Source organism: Catenuloplanes sp. NPDC051500 (genome assembly GCF_044454585.1).
In the GTDB taxonomy this organism is placed as follows: Bacteria; Actinomycetota; Actinomycetes; order Mycobacteriales; family Micromonosporaceae; genus Catenuloplanes.
Genome location: NZ_JBITDX010000006.1, coordinates 296,744 through 314,236 on the forward strand (window position 1 = coordinate 296,744; position 17,493 = coordinate 314,236).

12 protein-coding genes are annotated in these 17,493 nt (G+C 69.5%); 2 read left to right on the forward strand and 10 right to left on the reverse strand.

What is annotated here, in order from left to right; all coding sequences use genetic code 11:
• Positions 1-3,011 precede the first annotated feature (3,011 nt).
• On the forward strand, positions 3,012-3,728 hold the full coding sequence (locus ACIA8K_RS15220) for a hypothetical protein (RefSeq protein ID WP_396059264.1): 717 nt from the start codon (positions 3,012-3,014) through the stop codon (positions 3,726-3,728).
• 1,084 nt (positions 3,729-4,812) lie between these two features.
• On the opposite strand, the gene ACIA8K_RS15225 is transcribed toward ACIA8K_RS15220, so the two are convergent.
• Positions 4,813-5,766 carry a D-alanine--D-alanine ligase gene (locus ACIA8K_RS15225; RefSeq protein WP_396059003.1) on the reverse strand — a complete coding sequence of 318 codons (954 nt, stop codon included), beginning with the start codon at positions 5,764-5,766 and terminating at the stop codon, positions 4,813-4,815.
• An 8-nt stretch (positions 5,767-5,774) separates the two neighbouring features.
• The gene (locus ACIA8K_RS15230) at positions 5,775-7,082 is read right to left on the reverse strand and encodes a PLP-dependent aminotransferase family protein (RefSeq protein WP_396059005.1); all 1,308 of its coding nucleotides are present in this window, start codon (positions 7,080-7,082) and stop codon (positions 5,775-5,777) included.
• Positions 7,083-7,272: 190 nt separating this feature from the next.
• Between ACIA8K_RS15230 and ACIA8K_RS15235 the strand changes: the two genes are divergently transcribed.
• Entirely contained in the window at positions 7,273-7,929 is a 657-nt protein-coding gene (locus ACIA8K_RS15235; RefSeq protein ID WP_396059007.1) for a GNAT family N-acetyltransferase, read from the forward strand.
• A 479-nt stretch (positions 7,930-8,408) separates the two neighbouring features.
• Here the strand turns inward: ACIA8K_RS15235 and ACIA8K_RS15240 are convergent, their stop codons facing one another.
• The 8 genes from ACIA8K_RS15240 to ACIA8K_RS15275 all read right to left on the reverse strand — a co-directional run bounded on the left by ACIA8K_RS15240 (position 8,409) and on the right by ACIA8K_RS15275 (position 17,413).
• Positions 8,409-9,572, reverse strand: a complete 1,164-nt coding sequence (locus ACIA8K_RS15240) for an N-acetylmuramoyl-L-alanine amidase (protein WP_396059009.1) — start codon at positions 9,570-9,572, stop codon at positions 8,409-8,411.
• 157 nt (positions 9,573-9,729) lie between these two features.
• Positions 9,730-10,044 (reverse strand): thioredoxin, encoded by a 315-nt coding sequence (gene trxA / locus ACIA8K_RS15245; protein ID WP_396059011.1) that lies wholly within the window; start codon positions 10,042-10,044, stop codon positions 9,730-9,732.
• 25 nt (positions 10,045-10,069) lie between these two features.
• Positions 10,070-11,032, reverse strand: coding sequence for a thioredoxin-disulfide reductase (gene trxB, locus ACIA8K_RS15250; protein ID WP_396059013.1), 963 nt, complete (start codon positions 11,030-11,032; stop codon positions 10,070-10,072).
• Between the two features lie 165 nt (positions 11,033-11,197).
• A complete protein-coding gene (locus ACIA8K_RS15255; protein WP_396059015.1) occupies positions 11,198-12,025 on the reverse strand; it encodes a hypothetical protein in 828 nt (275 codons plus the stop codon).
• Positions 12,022-12,741: an RNA polymerase sigma factor SigM gene (gene sigM, locus ACIA8K_RS15260; RefSeq protein WP_396059017.1), complete on the reverse strand. Its 720-nt coding sequence runs from the start codon at positions 12,739-12,741 to the stop codon at positions 12,022-12,024. The genes ACIA8K_RS15255 and sigM overlap by 4 nt, the downstream gene beginning before the upstream one ends.
• Positions 12,710-14,326 carry a protein kinase gene (locus ACIA8K_RS15265; protein ID WP_396059019.1) on the reverse strand — a complete coding sequence of 539 codons (1,617 nt, stop codon included), beginning with the start codon at positions 14,324-14,326 and terminating at the stop codon, positions 12,710-12,712. Before ACIA8K_RS15265 ends, sigM begins: the two co-directional genes overlap by 32 nt.
• Positions 14,327-14,539: 213 nt before the next feature.
• On the reverse strand, positions 14,540-16,330 hold the full coding sequence (gene murJ, locus ACIA8K_RS15270) for a murein biosynthesis integral membrane protein MurJ (protein ID WP_396059021.1): 1,791 nt from the start codon (positions 16,328-16,330) through the stop codon (positions 14,540-14,542).
• Between the two features lie 57 nt (positions 16,331-16,387).
• Positions 16,388-17,413 (reverse strand): hypothetical protein, encoded by a 1,026-nt coding sequence (locus tag ACIA8K_RS15275; RefSeq protein ID WP_396059023.1) that lies wholly within the window; start codon positions 17,411-17,413, stop codon positions 16,388-16,390.
• Between the last annotated feature and the right edge of the window lie 80 nt (positions 17,414-17,493).

The following is a 17,493-nucleotide window of genomic DNA, read 5'->3' on the forward strand; positions in this document are numbered from 1 at the left end:
GGGGCGGATCAATCGTCAGACACTTCGACGGATGGAGAGCTGAAGACCCATTGGCGCGGAGGCCGCTGCGACGGCGAGGAGTGCCAGCCGCACCGTGCGCACCGAATCCGCACGGAAGTTTGGATCGCAGTGGCGCAAGGAGCCCGCAGCGAGCCTGACGATGCGTGCGGCGATGCCGGTAGGCAGCGACGCAAGGCTGCTGCCGCCGAGCGCCACGGCAGCAGAGGAGTAGCGGATCGGTCAGTTGCAGGCCTGGGCCTACGAGAGTGCGGCACGAGAAGCCAGCCGGTTGGGCACGATTCAACCGGGCGGACACGTGCGCCGGCATACTTGCGATTCGCTCATCGACGGTAGACCGACTCGGTCGGCAGGCCGGTAAGGAAGCCGCGGGAGCCTGGCCCTCTTCTGGCGAATGGAGACAGCCACCACGATCCACAAGACCCGTGCCGCTATCTTGCTGCGAGCCTGACAACTAAGCCGCGGTGGATCAGCCTTCAGGCGATGAAGCAACCGCTCGAGACCGAGCCGCTGTCGATCGCAGGCGAAGCCTTGGAGGACGCGACGGTGTAAGCCGACATCGCTTACGCGAACCGACGCTATGAGTCCGGCGAAGGCGAGAACCAAGTCGGTGCGATGGGTGAACGGCGCGGGCCATCCGAGACAGCGCCGCCTCGACTGAAGCCGCCGTACCGACCGATGGCATGACGCTGCCGCACCTGGGTACGCCCGCCCTCGATGCCCGAGTCGGACGAGCAGACCAGCTCCCCCGCAGGGCCCGGTAGTTCTCCGTATAGCAATTCCTCCTCGCCGCGTGCCGACTCTTGGCCGACTTCAGCGCAGGCTCGCACGCCGGCTGCGAAGCCGCCCGCCGCTGCCCGGTTCTCCTGCCGACGCCCGCCGCGAGCATCGGCATCACGGCTGTGCTCGGGAGGCACCCCGCTCCTACACCTACGAACTGTTCGCCGCGATCAACACCGGAGTGCCCGCTCAGGGCGCCAACCCGAGCCGCCCGGTCCCGACGAACTCGCTCGTTGCGATTGTGGAGGGCCTGCCCTTGCGGCTTGCCCGGCTACGAACGCAGCTCGCATCGAACCCGCCTGCTTACTGCCCAACATGCGCTTCTCGCTATCCGCGGCCGGAGGGCGCCGGTACCCGACTCGTCTGAGGCGAATCCCGGCCGTCGGCGAACCGCTGAAGATGACCGGCCTCTCCGCAACTGCCAGCACCAGACCGCGCTGACCCAGCATCTGCTCCAGGTCCCGCGACCGCCTGCCTGCCTGCCTGCCCAACCCTGAGCCCGTGCACCAGGCTCAAGGGCCGACCCGCTTCAGGTCATGAGCGCAAGCCAGCCGTTGTCAACGCCGTGATAGCCGCCCGATAATCCGGCTCAGGTGGCACGCAGCGGGATCCCTGCCCGTGAAGCTGCGTTGAGAACGAGGGCATGGCGATCGGGCGACACTCCGGAGTCCCTGGCTGGCTCTCGGGGATAGGTGCCGAGGGCCAGCCTCTGCGACGCCTCTCCTCCAGCCCCGACACTCCAGTGCGAGAGATGCTGCCGGACGCGATCCGCGCAAGAGCCAGCCACGGTCAGACCGGGTGGACTGCGTCCCAAGAGCGATGATCTCGATGTGGCCGAACGCGCCCACCCGCGAGAAACCAGGCCTGAGAGGAACCCGGCAGCACGATGCAGATCAGCGCCATCCATGATCCGGAGCTCTGCCAGTGCCCACCTCACTAGAGGGCCCTGCTCCCCTGACCACCTCAAAACGCTCCAACAACGATCGCCAGAAGGCAGTCCGCTAAGGGGGTGCAGTCGGATCAACGCAGCAATCTGGAGGCGTGCCCCCAGCGCAACTCCCGGCCGTACCAGATGGCTCGATGGGTGCGAAGCGAAGAACGGGGCGGGCCAATCCCCCAACTCGAGCGGATTCGAAGCGGCACGACCTCCGGACCGCACCTGGCAAACCGAGCGGATCGTGCTGTCGAGAGAGGCCCACGACCTGCCGCCGTTCTCCCGCGCTAGCCGCCGAGTCGGGCCCAACGATGGCCGGACTCCAGCGCATTCCGTGACCACGTTGGTCACCTCTGCCACCGCGTACCCAGTGCAGTGCTATCGGCATTCAAAGGCAAACCTGCATGGGGGTACGAGACGGGCCGTGGGTCAGACAGTTAAGGGAGCCGCTGCTGGGCTACTCGTAGCCTGCAACACGGCGTCATCTACCTGTGGTCCGAGATCACGTGCCGGAGCGAGGAATGCGACTATCTGCAGCGACGCCGAGCAGCCACGTCCGACGACCATCCCGCAGGCCGCCGTCTTTTCCGGTGGCCAGCGCAGTCTGCCGACAAGACTTTATTGCCGCTGATTCAGCCTGCTTGCTGCGAAAAATCCTCGCGGATTCTGGGCTACGTCGCGAGCCAGCGAGACGCGCCGTTTCACGTGAAACGCTGCCCCGTCTCGCCCGGTGCGCATCGCCCGACGCCGTTTCACGTGAAACGAGATGATCGATTTCTCTCGGTCCGATGCCCGGGACAGCAAGAGTCGTCCTGTGGGCTGAGCCTGTGGAAAACTCCGCCCACTGGCCGAGACGGTCGGCGCATGACCGGCATGCGTCGCATGCCGAAGTTATCCACAGGAGTTATCCACAGGGCGACTCGTTTCACGTGAAACAGCGCGTCAGAGGGCCTGTCGGCCTGTGGACGAAGACGGTGGATAACCCGTTCGGAGGCGTCCACGCAGGGTATTTGATCGCTTTCACTGAGATGGGCATGCCGGGTCGGTAATCCACAGGGTGCGGGCAGTGCCTGTGGATAACTCGGTGGATAACTCTGAGTCGGGTGGTCCGAGGGCCGTAGGCGAGGGGGTGCCGGGAAACCCCACGTGACCGGCGCGACCGAGGGCCGAACAGGTAAGGACATCGGGCGGCAAACCCGTTAGGGTCAGCGTCGTGCCCCACACCCCTTCCTCCGTTCCGGAGTTCACGAAGTGGCCGTCGTTCCCGTTCGAGGGCGACATGCGCGTGAAGCAGATCGACGATCCCGTCGACGTCGAGCCGTCGCGTAAGGGCGAGGACTCGGCGGACTGCGTCGCCTGTGCCGCGCCCGACGAGGCGTATATCTGGGTCAGCGACCGCTGGCGGGTCCGCGCCATGGACCAGCCGTCAGGCCTGCCCATGGTCCTGATTCTCGAGTCACGGTCACACCTGGATCTGGGTGACCTGCCGAACCTGCTCGCCGCTGAGTTGGGCGTCATGACGGTTCGGCTGGAGCGCGCCATCCGATCGCTGGACGACGTGGCCCGGGTGCACGTCAACCGGTGGGGTGACGGGTCCGCGCATCTGCACATGTGGTTCTTGGCGCGACCCTACGGCCGGCTGCAGCTGCGTGGAACCTTCCTCTCGCTGTGGGATGCGATTCTGCCGCCGATCCCCGAGATGCAGTGGCGGGAGAATCTGGCAATGGTCGCCGCCTGGCTGGCCGAGTTCGGCGGGCGTCCGCTTGCCGAGCCGCCGCACATCCAGTGGCAGGCGCCATCCAGCTTCGCGGCCGCCACCGACGGCCCGGTGCCGACTGCCGACGGGGCCGCGGACAGCGCCGCCGACGGCAGCGCGTCTACGGAACCGGTCAGCTCGGTCGCCGCCCTGGAGGCGCCGGATGACGAAGCCGCTGCAAGTGAGGCCGGCTCCACACCCGCCGAAACCACCGACGACGCCGCACCCACCAAGGCCTGAGCGGCCTGCGGCTTGAGCGGCCTGCGGCCTGAGCGGCCGTATGTGTCGGTGCCGCAGTCGAAGGCCGCCAGGACGCAGCGGATTGGACCTTGCCGCCGGACAGTTCAATCACGCCGTCGTGAGGCACCGCCGGGACTAGAAGTCGGCGAGGCTTAGGACTCAGGTAAGACGGAGCTCGCCGGCTATGGGCGGACCCGCCCCAGCTCGGTCGATGACGAACGACCCGTTGTGGTGCGTTGTACATCTGGTGCCTAGGGCTGCCGACATGACCAGCCGGGAGTCTTTCTGCGCGCATTGAGGCAGCCCTGACCAGGCTGGTGCAAGCGTGAATCGAGCGCTGCCGCAGACGGACTCCCCCTGCGGCCGACCGCTGCGATGCTGACCCGCTTGGCCGGGATCGCGCTTCAGTCATCTCGGCAAGTAGATAGCCGGAGACCAACGCGTTCTGAGTCGGGAGGTGCTGATGCCACCCGAGACGACGGGCCGACTATGCGGCTCCCCGCTCCCCGCACCCGGCGGCCAGCGGCCAGCGGCCAGCGAAGAGGAAACAAGGCCGCCGCCATAACTGTCACTCACCGCCACCCCGACCAACCACGATCGACTGAGGCACCGCCAGGCCGTGCTCCACCGGTCGGACAGCCTCATCGGCGACGAAGCCGCGCCCACCGCTCGGCGGCTCCGGACGGCCGGCTCACCTCAGCAAGAGTCGGCTCCCTACGAGGATCCTTCATCAGTCGAAGGAAGACTTCCACATCCGGACGGAGCGAGGCCAGAACGAACCCGGCCCAGAACGAGCCCGCCCAGAGGGCGCATCGCGCTGCCCGCTACTTCACACCCCGACAACAAGACCAACGACAAGACCGACGAGCATCCGACCCAAGATCCAGACTCGGCAAGAGCGAGCCCCGCAAGTCACCGACTGAGATCCGCCGCCCGAACGGCTGCCCCGGATCAATAAAGTGCCCGAAAACAGCACCACCCCAGATACGCCCGCTTTGTCTGCTTCGCGAAGCCGGCCGCAGCGAAAAACCGCTCGATCGGAAACCGCGAGAGAATGGCTCTGACAGAAGCCGAAAGCGGCCCCTCACACCGCCCGGGCCACGGCCCTCTCGACCAACCCGTACAGCACCTTCCCGAGATCGAGGCCGGCCGCCCCCACCGCGAGCGGCAGCAGCGACGTCTCAGTCATCCCGGGCGACACGTTCACTTCGAGTACGTGCGGCGTACCGTCCGCGTCGACGATCAGGTCGACCCGCGACATGTCGCGCAACCCCAGCGCCTGGTGCGCCGCGACCGCCGTCTCCGCGACCGCTGCCGCGACCGGCGGGCTCAGCCGTGCCGGCGCGTGCCAGGTCGTCAACCCGGCGGTGTACCGGGCCGCGTAGTCGTACAACCCGTCGCGGGGCACGATCTCCACGGCGGGGAGTGCGACGGGCCCCTCCCCCAGGTCGACCACCGACACGGCGATGTCGGCACCGGCCACGTAGTGCTCGACCAGCGCGGTCGAGTCGTACGCGAAGCAGCCGACCATCGCGGCCGACAGTTCGGACTCCGCGCGCACCACTGACGCGCCGAGCCCGGACCCGCCCTGGGCCGGCTTCACCATGACGGGTACGCCGAGCCGCTCCACGATCCGGTCCAGCACTGCGGCGGCGCCCAGTTCGGAGAACCGGTCGTGGGGCAGCGCCACCCAGTCCGGCGTGTTGATTACGGACTCGCGGAGCACGGCTTTGGCGGAGGGCTTGTCCCAGGCGAGGCGGGCGGTACGGGCGTCGCAGCCGACATAGGGCACGTCGAACAGGTCGAGCACGCCGCGCAGGGAGCCGTCCTCACCGGTGGCGCCGTGTAGCGCGATGACGACGGCGTCCGGTGGGTCGGCGCGCAGGCCGGGGAGCAGCGCCACGTCGGCGTCGCGGAGTTCGGTCTGGACGCCGGCGGCTTGGAGCGCGTCGACCACCCGGCGGCCTGACCGGAGCGAGACGTCGCGCTCGTAGGAGAGGCCGCCGGCGAGGACCAGGACACGAAGATCGCGAGACATGCCGTTGATCATGCCAACTGGGAACCGGGCACATCCGCCCCGGCCTGCCCCTGACGTGGGGCCGGTGGTGGGCCGAAGACGGAACGGACGGAGATCTCCTGCTCCATCACCCCTGCAAGCCGGCGCACACCCTCCCGGATCCGCTCGGGGGACGGGAAGGAGAAGTTGAGCCGCATGAACCGCTGGCCGGTGCCATCCGCGTAGAAGCCGGTACCGGGCACGTACGCCACCCGGGCCGCGATCGCGCGGGGCACCATCGCCTTGGAGTCGAGACCGTCCGGCAGCGTGGCCCAGACGAACAGGCCGCCGTTCGGCCGCGTCCAGGTCGTACCCCCGGGCATGAGATCGTCGAGCGAGTCGAGAAGGGCGTCCCGGCGTTCCCGGTAGACCTCCCGGTAGATCTTCAGCTGCTCGCGCCAAGGCATGGAGGTCAGGTACTCGGTCACCGCGGCCTGCGCGAACGCGCTCGGACACAGGATTGTCGACTCGGTCGCGATGACCAGCTTGTCGCGCACCGCGTGCGGTGCCAGGATCCAGCCGACGCGCAGCCCAGGCGCGAACGTCTTGGAGAACGTGCTCAGGTAGAAGACGCCGTCCCGCCGGCGCGCACGCAGCGGCCGGGGCGTCTCGCCTTCGAAGCCGAGTTGTCCGTAGGGGTCGTCCTCGACCACGAGCAGGCCGGCGCGCTCGCAGATGTCAAGCACCTGCTCACGCCGCTCCTCCGACAGCGTCACACCTGTCGGGTTCTGAAATGTCGGGATCGTGTAGAGGAACTTGGCGCGACGGCCCGAGGCGCGCACGTCCGCGATCGCCGCCTCCAACGCCGAGGGAATCAGCCCATCGGCATCCATCGCGACGTGCACGACGTTAGCCTGCGCAGCCTGGAACACGCCGAGCGCGCCCACATAGGTCGGCCCTTCGGCCAGCACCACGTCGCCCGGGTCCAGGAACAGGCGCGCGACCAGGTCGATCGCCTGCTGCCCGCCGACCGTGACGACCACGTCATCAGGGGAGGCGCCGCAGCCGACGTCGATGCCGGAGAGCGCCATCACCTCGCAGATCTTCTCGCGCAGCTCGAGCGTGCCCTGGCCGATGCCGTACTGCAGGGTGCTGCTGCCGTGCTCGCTGCCGAGCCGGCCCAGCATCTCCCCCACGGCGTCCAGCGGGAGTGCGGCGATATACGGCGCCCCGCCGGCCAGCGACACCACCTCGGGGCGGCTGGCGACGGCGAAGAGTGCTCGGATCTCCGAGGCGATCATGCCCCCGACACGGGCGGCGTACCTATCGGTGTAATCATCGAGCGTCGTGCCGGACATGATCACCTCACTCCAGGAGCGCGCCCAGCGCGGGCGCCGGTCCACCGATGTTATGCCTCGCACATTCGCGCCGCCCTCGGATAACCGGTCGGTCCACATGGCGGACCCCTTGTCCAAATTTCGCGCTGAGCCGAATTCCCGGCGTACGATTCTCAGCGGACGTTCGTAAGCACCGTGGGGGATCGCAACCATGTCTCGTCGCCTGGTCAGCCTGACCCTTGACACACTCGAAGACCTTCCCCGGCGCTGCCGGAAGTGCGTCTTCTGGGAACTCGACCCGGTCAGCGCCGAGCGCGCCTGCGCCGACGGCGCCCCTGACCTGGAGAAAGAAGCCTGGGTCTCGCAGACACTGCTGGAGTGGGGCTCCTGCGGCAAGCTCGTCTACGTCGACGGCATGCCCGCCGGTTTCGTCATGTTCGCACCGCCCGCCTACGTGCCGCGCTCGATGGCGTTCCCCACCTCACCGGTCTCCGCGGACGCCGCACTGCTGATGACGTCGCACGTGGTCCCCGAGTTCGCCGGCGGCGGTCTCGGCCGCATGCTCGTCCAGGGCGTCGCGCGTGACCTCACCAAACGCGGCATCAAGGCCATCGAAGCGTTCGGCGACGCCAAGTTCGGGGACCCCGAGGACGACGCCACGGCCTGCGTCGCCCCGGTCGACTTCTTCCTCTCGGTCGGCTTCAAAACCGTCCGCCAGCACCCCCGCTACCCGCGCCTGCGCCTGGAACTGCGCACCGCGCTCTCCTGGAAGTCCGACGTCGAATACGCGCTTGAGAAGCTGCTCGGCTCGATGACGCCGGAGACGCTGCTCCGCCCGGTCCGACCCGCCACCAGCTCCACCGCCTGAACCCAAAATTCCAGATTTTCCCGCTCCCGCCGGGGTCCAGCCCGCATGCTCCCGCGGGCGCTCGAGCCAGCCTGGGGACGACCCCAGACCCCGATTTCCCGCTCCCGCCGAGGTGCGGCCCGCATGCTCCCGCGGGCAAACCTGCGCGGCGGGCTCCGCTGGCGCTCCGCACGTCGCTCCGGAGCCGATTCCGCTGTGCAAGGGCCAGAACCGCTGTTCACGAGCCTTCTGCAGCTCGTTGTGCAAGCGGCGAGGTGTGGCGACGGACGCTACTGAGCTGGGCTCACAAAGTCGGCAGCGCGGGTGAGCCACGATGAAGCCCCGCTAGTGAGCCTGCTTCACTTGCCGAGCAGCCGAGCAGCCGGGCGGGTTCGGCTCTTGCGACCGCGGATCGTGCAGGGAGGAGCGCCAGCGACGACCGGAGCCCGCGGGAGCATGCGGAACCTGACCCCGGCGGAAGCGGGAAGATGATGGTGCGCTTAGGCCTTGATCGGCTGGCCGGCTGCGACCGCCATCCGCAGCTGGCGGACGTCGATGGAGCCGGTGGGCACGTCGTTCTCGACAGGGAAGTACATGCGCTGGATCGCGGCGACGATCGCCTCCACCGACTGCTCGCGGAAGAGCGGGTCGACGAGGCGGGTACGGTCCAGCGGCGCGGTCAGGTAGCCGAGTTCGACGCGGACCGCGGGCATGCGGGTGAGGCGCAGCAGGTCCCAGGTCTTGGCGTGGGTCTGGCAGTTGCGCAGGCCGGTACGCGCGACGATCTCACGCTGGACCAGCCCGGCCAGGCGCTCTGCCACCGTGGACGTGACGCCGTCCGATGTCCCGTCGCCGTAGTGGTAGGTGGCGACGCCGTCGGCCTCGGGCGTCTTGTAGCCGTCGATGTGGATCGAGATCAGCAGGTCCGCGTGCAGGTCGTTGGCGAGCTGGGCGCGGGCCTTGTCCGGGATGCGGGCCGCGGGGTTCGGCCCGCGGGTGAGGTGGACGCGCATGCCGGCACCTGCCAGCCGCCCCTCCAGGCGGGACGCGAGGTCGAACGCGAGGTCGGACTCGGTCCAGCGCAACGGCCCGTCCGGCACGATGACGCCCTGGTCGGGGCCGCCGTGGCCGGGGTCGATGACCACTGTCTTGCCGAGCAGGTGCGGACCGGACTGGCGGAACGCCTCGGCCTCGCGCAGCCACTGTGGGCGGCCGCCGACGACCTTGCGGCCGAGGCGGCGCAACGCGTGCAGGCTCTGCGGTCCGAACTCGCCGTCCGGGGCGAGGCCGACCTCGCGCTGGAACTGCCCGAGTGCCTTGGCGGTACGGGTGCCGTAGACGCTGTCCGGGCGGCCGACGTCGTAGCCCATCTCCAGCAAACGTTCCTGCAGCGCGCGCACGTCCTCACCGATCAGCGGGTGCGGGATGGCGTGGAACAGCACGCGGGAGCCGAGCCGCCAGCGGGCCGCATCAAGCGCGAGCCAGGTCTCCTCGTCGACCTCGCCGCCGACGGTCAGGCCGCGCTGCTGCTGGAAGGCGCGAACTGCCTGGCCGGTCTCCTCGTCGAAGACGTCACCGGCAGGGTGGGACGGGTCGAGGCGGGTGAGGATCGACCGGATCTCGGCCACCGCGGGACCACGGTCTCCACGTCGGATCGGGCGCACAGACGACCTCCTCGGAACATCGGATCGGAGCGTATCGCGGGTGCACCGCGATCGCGCGCCTCGTGCTACCAGGCCGAGGCGAGGGTAGGGCTGGGTAGCAGTAAAGAGCCCCGGCTCCGCGTAACGCGTGAACCGGGGCACTTCGCGGCCAGAAGCCCTACAGCGCGGACTCGATCAGGTTGATCAGGGCGCCCTTCGGCTTGGCGCCGGCCACCGACTTCACCGGCTGGCCCCCCTTGAAGACGGTGAGCGTCGGCACCGACATCACCCGGTACGCCATGGCGGTCTCCGGGTTCTCGTCGATGTTCAGCTTCACGATGGTGACCTGGTCACCCATCTCCTTGGCGATCTCTTCGAGGAGCGGGGTGACCTTGCGGCACGGTGCGCACCACTCGGCCCAGAAGTCGACGAGCACCGGCTTGTCGGACTGCAGGACGGTGCTGACGAACGTCTTGTCGGTGACCGACTCCATGGGGGTTCCTCCTGTGGGCTGGGGGTTAGATCTCTTCGAACGACGCGATGAAGCGCTCGGCGTCGAGCGCGGCGGCACAGCCGGTGCCGGACGCGGTGATCGCCTGCCGGTACGTGTGGTCGACCAGGTCACCGGCCGCGAACACGCCGGGCAGGTTGGTCCGGGTGCTGGGCGCGTCGACCTTCACATAGCCGTCCGCGTCCATCGCGACCTGGTCGGTGAACAGGTCGCTGCGCGGGATGTGGCCGATCGCCACGAAGACGCCTGTCACGTCCAGCACCTTGGTCTCGCCGGAGACCGTGTTCTTCAGCCGGACGCCGCTGACCTTGCCGTCCTCGCCGAGGATCTCCTCGATCGCGCTGTTCCACTCGACCTTGATCTTCGGGTTGTCGAGCGCGCGCTGGGCCATGATCTTGCTGGCCCGGAACTGGTCCCGGCGGTGCACGATCGTCACCGTCTCCGCGAACCGGGTCAGGAACGTGGCCTCCTCCATGGCGGAGTCGCCGCCGCCGGCCACCACGATGTGGTGGTTGCGGAAGAAGAATCCGTCACAGGTGGCGCAGGACGAGACACCGTGGCCGAGCAGCTCCTCCTCGCCCGGCACGCCGAGCCGCCGCCAGGCCGAACCGGTGGCGAGGATCACGGCGCGCGCGAAGTAGGTGGTGTCGCCGACCCAGACCGTCTTCAGGCCCTCGGCGCCCGGCTCGGTGACAGTGGTGCCGGTCAGTTCGACGCGGGTGACGTCGTCGGTGATGAACTCCGCGCCGAACCGCTCCGCCTGCTTACGCATCGAGTCCATGAGCTCGGGGCCCATGATCCCGTCGGAGAAGCCGGGGTAGTTCTCCACCTCGGTGGTCGTCATCAGCGCGCCGCCGGACTGCACACCCTCGATGACCAGCGGCTTCAGGTTTGCCCGGGCCGCATAGACCGCCGCGGTGTAGCCGGACGGCCCCGAGCCGATGATGATCAGGTTGCGGACCTCGTCCACTGCCCACTCCTCGTGTCTTGTGCATCGCAGCCCGTCCGGCCGGTGGCGGGAGTGGGCGGCGATCGCCCCAGCAGAAACGTCAACGCATGGACCGGGATTCCCGGTCCGGCACCTCTGGTGGGCCGGCTCACGTCCACACGGTGCGGCCCGGAAGGTGTTGCCTGCTCACCCTACCGGCGCGTGGTACCGGGTGTCCGCAAGCGTGCCCTCGACGCCACAGTCCGGGCCGACCACCCACACCATGTCGCCGCCGGTCGGGTCCGTGAAGACGACAAGCAGGCCGGGACTGCCCTCGAAAGACGCGTAGTCGATCAGGCGGACGGCCATCGAGGCGACGCCGTGTTCGATCGCGATCGCCCCCAGGCAGTGGTTCAGCGCGGCCGGGTCGATGAGGCGCTGCAACAGCGGCGGTGTGCGAAGGTCCCGCCCGGCGGGCGCGTCCTGGCCGGAGGCGGACAGTGGGCTGGCGAACTGCTCGGTCTCCGCCCTGGTCGCCAGCGCCTGTGCGGTCGCCGCTGTGTAATCCCGGCCACTGACCATCACCTGCTGCGCGAGGGCTGGGGGAACCGCGGCCTCGGGCGCGCTGCCGGCGGCACTCGTCGCATCCTCGCTGCTGCCGGCGCCGCCGAGCAGCCCGGTGAGGCCGATCGAGGCGAACGCCAGCACACCGGCCGCGATGGTGGCCGGCAGCGCCCAGCGCGCCACCCGGCGCCTGCGCAGCGGGATCACGTTGTCGGTGGCGAACGCGGCCGCCAGCCGGGTCGCCACGTCGTCAGGCATCGGCCCCACCGGCGCCTCGGCCAGCAGGCGGAGATCGTCACGGACCGCGTCGTCGGCCGCGGCGAGCAGCGTGTGTGCCTCCCGCCACTCCGGGTCGGACTCGATCAGGCCGGTGACCTCGTCGTACTGGGGACCGCCGTCAAGCGCGCCACCGAGGTAGTCGGCGAGGAGGTCCCACTGAGCCTCGGTGAGTGACGCGTCCGAGCTGCTCACTGTTCCTCCGCCTTCACTCGCAAAGCCTTCCGCCCGGAGAGCGGTTCGCCTTCGGATGAGACGTCCCCGGCGACCGCCGGGTTCCGGGAGTGAGCCGGATCGCTCACCTTCTTCGTGACCGACCCGTTATCAGCTTGAGACCGGCCGGGCCGGAGGTAGCCGAGCGCGATCGCCAGTTTGGCCCGGCCCCGCGCGCACCGGCTCTTCACCGTGCCCTCGGCGATGCCGAGCACTGCCGCGGCGTCCGCGACCGAGTAACCCTGGAGGTCGACCAGGACCAGCGCGGCCCGCTGCTCGACCGGCAGCTCGTCCATGGCCTGCCGGACCACGAGCGCGGTGTCGTGGTCGACGGCCGGCGCGACCGGCTCGCGGTCCGGGCGCTCGTCGTCGGAGGACGTGACGAGCGGGACCGTGCGGTGGCTCTGCAGGCGCCGGATGCGGTCGAGACACGCGTTGACCACGATCCGGTGCAGCCAGGTGGTGACCGCGGAGTCGCCCCGGAAGCGGCCGGCCGCGCGGTGTGCCGAAAGCAGCGCCTCCTGCAGCGCGTCCGCCGCGTCCTCACGGTCGCCGAGCGTCCGCACCGCGACGGCCCAGAGCCGGTCGCGGTGCCTGTGGATCAGCTCGGCGAAGGCGTCCCGATCACCTGCGACGTGAGCCGCGAGCAGCTCATCGTCGGAAGCGTCAGGTGCCCTCGACGATGATCTCGTCGACAACGATCTTCCTAGAGTCCGGCAGCTCCGTGAACCACACCAGCAGGTACTGGTACTTCGCGTCCGGGTCGAGGCCGTCGATGAAGGCCATCGTGGACGCCTCCGAGTTCTTGAACCCGGCGCCGATCGTCCCGTACGAGTTGACCAGGTCCCGGTCGAGCGGCTTCAGCTCGTCGTTCGCCGCACCGCGCTTGGCCGCGCCCGGGTCGGTCTCACCGGTCTTCAGCTCGGCCGACACGCCCTTGTCACCGAGCTGGATCTTGACCGAGGAGACCTGGCGCGGGCTGCCCAGGTCGATCAGCAGGCCGAGACCGTCCTTGAGCTCGCCGAACTTGCGCGTGTTGTAGGTCTGCGTCTCCCACGAGGTGCCGTCGTCACCGTCGATCGCCAGCTCCGCGTTCTTGCGGTCGCCGCCGTCGCCGTTCGGCCCCGGGTCGACGACGCGGATCTGGTCCTTCGTCAGCTTGAACGGCTGCGGGTTCGGAATCGCGCCCGCGGCTGCGGGGCCGCCCTGGTCCGCGCCGGCCTCGACGGCCGGCTTGTCCTCCGGGTCGCCGCCGAGCGCAGAGATGCCGAGCATCAGGCCGATGACCGCGATCGCCAGCAGCGCGGCCACGCCGACCGCGATCTTGCGTGCGGCGCTCTGCGGCTGGTCCGGGCTCTGCTCGTCGCCATTCTGGGTGAACCGGAGCGGGCCGACCTCTTCGAGGTACTGCTCCTCGGCGGCCGAGTCGAGCCGGGTCAGCTCCGCGGCCAGCACGTCGGAGGCCGGGACCGCGAGCTTCGGGTCCAGCAGGTCCATCGTGAGGTCGTCGAGGTAGGCGGGCACGCCGGCGCGCGCCTGACGCGGCGCCACTATCGTGCCGGAACCGTCCCGGACCGCGTCCTGCACCCGGGTGACGCCGGCCTCGGCGTGCGGCCAGTGGCCGGTGAGCGCGAAGTAGAGGACGCCGCCGACCGCGCGCACGTCCGTGCCGGGCTTGTCGTCGCCGTCGGTGCGTGCGTCGGCAAGCACGACCCGGCCGTCGGTGCCGATCATCGTGGTGCCGGCGTGCACGTTGCCGTGGACCATGCCGGTGGCGTGCACGGCCGCGACCGCGTCCGCCACGCCGCGGGCGATGCCGATCGCCCTGGCCGCGTCAAGCGGGCCGGACTCGGCCACCAGGTCGCGCAGCGCGACGCCGTCGATCCACTCGCGCACGACGTAGGCCCGGCCGCCCTCGTCGATCGCGTCGTAGACGCCGGCCAGGTGGGGGTGGATGACACGACTGGCGGCCACGGCCGACTGCAGCATCTCGGCGGCGTCGTCGCCACCGGGGTAGCGCAGCACGACAGCGACCGGCCTGCGGAGGATCACGTCCGTGCCGCGCCAGATCTGCCGGCCCGCGCTGTCGTCGTTGACGTGTTCTTCCAGCTGGTATCGGTCCGCCATGACGTCACCGACGGCTGGTTCACCGAGGGTCATCACAGACGGAACCGCCTCGGCGGCCTCTCGACCTTCGCCGACCTGGGTCACCCGTCCTCCCTCGGTGAGCACGTGTCTCAATAGATCTGCGATCAATGAAGCGCGCCGCGGACATCCTCCCATTAAGGGTAGGCGCCACGCCGCTTCCGCCGAGAGCGACCTTACCTGGATCGTCCACGCCCCCGGCGGGTCATCCTCCCGCGCCGCAACGATCCGCGGTCCCGGGAGGTGGGCCCCGTAAAGATTGTGCGCCCTACCTGGGCGCTTACTCAAAGCCTGCACGGGTGATGAACATGAGTCGCGTCCGATTCATCCCCCGTGCCCGGCTGGCCGAAACTACCGCCTCACCTTGCGGATGACCATGTTCAGCACCTGGGTGACCTCGTGGATGCGCAGCAGTAGCGCGAGGCCCACGTAGGTGCCGCCGATGACCGCGCCGCCGACGAAGAGGCTGAGCAGCGCCTCCATCCGGGACAGTGCGCCGTCGCCCGGCAACAATTTCATCACGAGAATGCCGACGATGATCGCGCCCGCGCTGGCGGCCAGCACCTTGAGAAGCGTGCCGGCGACCTCGCGCATGCCGATCGCGCCGATGCGGCGACGGAGGATGGTGGCGGAAATAACAGCGGAAACCAGGTAGGAAGCCGCGTTACTCACCATCAGCCCCGCGGCGAGCCATTTCGCGTCGAGGATCAGGAAGCAGGCGACGTACAGCGCGATCCGGACCGCCACGCTCGGCAGGTTGACAAGCGCGGCGGTCTTGTTCTCGGACATCGCGTAGTTCGCGAACGTGAAGAGCTGGCTGATCGAGAACGGGATCAGGGCGATGCTCGCGCCGATCAGCACGAACGAGGTGGCGAACGCCTCGTCGCTGTCGACCGCGCCGTACCTGAAGAGCGCCACCACGATCGGCCCGGCCAGTACGCCGTAGACCACCGCGACCGGGGCCAGCGCCGCCGTCGCGGTCCGCATGCCGCGGGACAGGTCCGCAGCGATGTCGGCGAGCCGGCCGTCTGCGGCGGAGGCGCTCATCCGCGGCATCAGCGCCGTGATGATCGAGACGGCGATGATCCCGTGCGCCATCATCAGCAGCAGGTAGACGTTCTGGTACATCAGCGGGCCGGTGCTCTCCGCCCCGGCGGCGCTGTTCAGCAGGTTGAACGCCACGGCGAGGCCGATCTGGTTGACCACCACGTAGCAGAACATCCAGGCGCCGAGCCGGCCCAGCTCGCCCAGGCCGAGGTCACGGAAGTTGAACCGCCACTTCCAGCGGAAGCCGACGTTGCGCAGCGCCGGGATCAGCCCGGCCGCCTGCACCGCCACGCCGAGCAGTGTGCCGCCGCCGATCAGCGCGATCCGGCCGGGCGTCATCTGCTCCGGCGCGAGCTTCGTGGCGCCGTAGAGCAGCAGGTACGCGCCGCCGACGCCGATCACGATGATGTTGTTGAGGATCGGCGTCCACATCGGCGCCGCGAAGTGGCCGCGCGTGTTGAGCACGGCGCTGATCAGCGCGGACATGCCGGTGAAGAAGAGCATCGGCAGCATCAGGCGGGACAGGCCGGTGATCAGGTCCCGGTACTCCGGCGACACGTTGTCACCTGTGTTCAGGACCATCGTCAGCAGCGGCGCGGCGATCACAGTGATGACTGTGGCCACGGCCAGCACGATCACCGCGAGGCTGAGCAGTGTCTGGGTGAACGCTTGGCCGCCGTCCGCGTCCGCCTTGCGCCGACGCACCAGCAGCGGCAGCAGCACGCTTGAGAGGATGCCGCCGAGCAGGAAGTCGTAGACCATGCCGGGGAAGAGCTGCGCGTTCGCGTAGGCGTCACCGATCGCGGTGCCGAGCGCGGCGGTCAGCACCACCGTGCGCAGGAAGCCGGTGCCCCGGCTGACCAGGCTGCCGGCCGCCATGATCAGGCTGTTCCCGGCAGTGCTGTTCCCGCTGCTCGCCTGCGGCTCCGGGCTCGGCGCCTCCGCGCCAGGTACGTCGCCGCCACCGGCCATCACGTCGGCGTCGGGCACCGTCAGCCGGGCCTCGTCCGCTTCGATCAGCGGCGGCGCCTGCGTGTCGTCATAGGGGCCGTCGCGATGGCCTGCGTTCGAGCTCCGGTACAGACCGCCGGTCATGTCGCATCCCCTCGAACCCGCCCGGCGGACCCGCGTGCCGCCGGCGTTGCACGCACCCTAGTCAACCCGAGCCCGTTCCGCGTCCGCGAGCGGGACCTTCCGCTCCGGGCAGACCAGGCGCAACAGCGTGCCGGGCACGGCGCCGGCGATCTCCTCGACGACCCAGGCCGCCTCCGCCGGAACCAGCGGCGCGGTCAGCGCGTCAAGCACGGCCGGGTGATCACAGCCGGCCTTTTCAAGAGCATCGAGCAGCGTGGGTACGGCCGAGAGGTCGCCGGCCAGCACGATGCGCCGGGCGATCGGCACCACGGTGGCGGGCGAGCACCACGGCGCGCCGTAGACCTCCGCGGTGAGCCGTTCCCGCGCCGACGTCAGCAGCTCGGCCAGGCCGGCGAAGGGGAAGGAGCGTTCCGTACCCAGGCGAAGGCTTTTGATCGTGAGGCCCAGTTCGTTGTGCTCCGGGCGCTGGGCGGCGACCCAGCCGAGGCCCTCGCGCCGGTCCCAGTCCAGGCCTCCCCGGCGGCCGTCGACGCCGGTCAGCAGACGGTCGATCTCCCGGTCGGTGAGCGCCTCCGGGTCCACAGGCGCCGGCCACCAGCGCGGCTCGGTGAAGAACGGGATCGGCTGCTGCTCCGGGCCGGCCTCAAGCGGTGCGGGGCGCAGTGCCTGGAACGCGGCGGTGAACAGCGCCCGGGCGACCGGCACGTCGTCCGTGAGGGTGACCGGCGTGAACCGGCTGAGCAGCGCGACGACCAGTCCGGGGTGGGCAAGCGACGGGTCGCCGATCGCGATCACCCGGCCGATCAGGTCCAGCTCCGGCCAGCGCAGCGCGTGCGGGCGGCCCTCGTCCGGCGCGTCCCAGCCGAGCATCGTGCCCTCCCGCGGCCCGAACCCGGGCGCGGCCAGCTCCAGCCGGTGGAACGGCTGCGCGAAGTCTAGGTCCAGCTGAAGCCGGTAGCCGCCTGCGACCGGCAGCGTGACCAGCAAATCGGGGCGGTGCGGCGGCTCCTCGTCGTCGAAGAACCACTCGGACCAGAAGGAGGAACGGCCGGCGAACTCGCGCAACGCCTCGGGGACTGGCATGGGTAACCATCCTGCCCCGTCCCGCGGTGGCGCGCCGGTCGGGTCCGCACCCGCGCAGCGCTGGCGATACGCTGGCGGTC

Coding starts and splice junctions, on each gene's coding strand:
- ACIA8K_RS15220 (WP_396059264.1), top strand. CDS start 3,012: ATGCGCGTGAAGCAGATCGACGATCCCGTCGACGTCGAGCCGTCGCGT.
- ACIA8K_RS15225 (WP_396059003.1), bottom strand. CDS start 5,766: ATGTCTCGCGATCTTCGTGTCCTGGTCCTCGCCGGCGGCCTCTCCTAC.
- ACIA8K_RS15230 (WP_396059005.1), bottom strand. CDS start 7,082: ATGTCCGGCACGACGCTCGATGATTACACCGATAGGTACGCCGCCCGT.
- ACIA8K_RS15235 (WP_396059007.1), top strand. CDS start 7,273: ATGTCTCGTCGCCTGGTCAGCCTGACCCTTGACACACTCGAAGACCTT.
- trxA (WP_396059011.1), bottom strand. CDS start 10,044: ATGGAGTCGGTCACCGACAAGACGTTCGTCAGCACCGTCCTGCAGTCC.
- ACIA8K_RS15265 (WP_396059019.1), bottom strand. CDS start 14,326: ATGGGAGGATGTCCGCGGCGCGCTTCATTGATCGCAGATCTATTGAGA.
- murJ (WP_396059021.1), bottom strand. CDS start 16,330: ATGACCGGCGGTCTGTACCGGAGCTCGAACGCAGGCCATCGCGACGGC.
- ACIA8K_RS15275 (WP_396059023.1), bottom strand. CDS start 17,413: ATGCCAGTCCCCGAGGCGTTGCGCGAGTTCGCCGGCCGTTCCTCCTTC.